Genomic DNA, 1,173 nt, shown 5'->3' on the forward strand with positions numbered 1-1,173 from the left:
TCCCGCGCGCAGCGGAGATGCCTTCGCCCGCTTCGGGCGGCATGCGTGCGAACATCGGATAAGACGCCAGCACGACCAGCGCGGTCACGACAAACGCCGCAGCCAGTTGCCAACGTTGCGCGTGCGTTCCCGGCGACAGGATCATGGTGACCTGGATCGTGCCGGCGGCAACCGTGACACCCACCGCTTTCATCAGTTGCTGCGCGGTTCCTTGAAACGATGTCGCCGATGCAAGCTGACTTTTGGGGACATCGGCGAAGGCGAGCGCGCCCATGGTCGCGAAGCCGAGCGAACGCGAGAGCCCACCGACGAGCAGCAACATGAATATGGCGGCAGCAGGCCAGCTTTGCGACATGAACGAGCACGCAACGAGCATCGCTGCAAATGAAACGCTGCCCGCGCACAAGACCGTGCGTACGGAGAAATGCCGCAATGCGGTCGATGTCATCGGCCGCATGCAAAACGACCCCAGTGCGCTTGCGAACGTGACGAGTCCGCTGGCGGACGCGCTATAACCAAAGCCGGTTTGCAGCGTGAGCGGCACGAGAAACGGCAAGGCCCCCGCGCCCGCACGAAACAGGCTGCCCGCTATGGTGGCGGCATGGAACGTCGGAATGGCGAGCAGCGAGAAATCGACAGCAGGGTCGGGCACGCGGCGGCAATGCCTGACAGCGAGCCAGAAAAGCAGTACGCCCGCAGCAATGCACGCCGGTGCTGCGAACGGCGGCAACACGTTGCGCCCGGCGCATTCGATGCCGATCATGAAGAGTGTCAGCGAACCGCCGATCATCATCATGCCGCGCAAGTCCGGAGGCACAGGACGTTCGGCCGGAGATGCCGGCAGCAGCTTCCACGTCAGCAGGATCCCTACGATACCCACCGGCACGTTGACCCAGAAGATGCTGCGCCACGACAGCGCATCGGTCAAAAACCCGCCTAGCGGCGGTCCCATCAGCGGGCCAATGAGCGCGGGCATCGTGAGCCATGTGGTCGCCTGCAAAAGTTCCTCGCGCCTGACGCCGCGAAAGAGGATCAGCCGGCCGACGGGCACCATCATCGCGCCCCCGAGTCCTCGCTTGCGAATTGCTTTGCGCAAAGCGAAGCGCTGATGCTCGGACGTACGCTTGAAGAAGCGAAGAAGGTTGCGGGCGAAGGCAAGGAAGCACTCGCGAA

General features: G+C 63.7%; 1 pseudogene. It reads right to left on the bottom strand.

Annotation, left to right across the window (positions count from 1 at the left end):
• A pseudogene (locus ACRXB1_RS36400) lies at window positions 1-1,075 on the bottom strand (MFS transporter); the annotation flags it as partial.
• Between the last annotated feature and the right edge of the window lie 98 nt (window positions 1,076-1,173).

This window comes from Caballeronia sp. M23-90 (assembly GCF_053574605.1).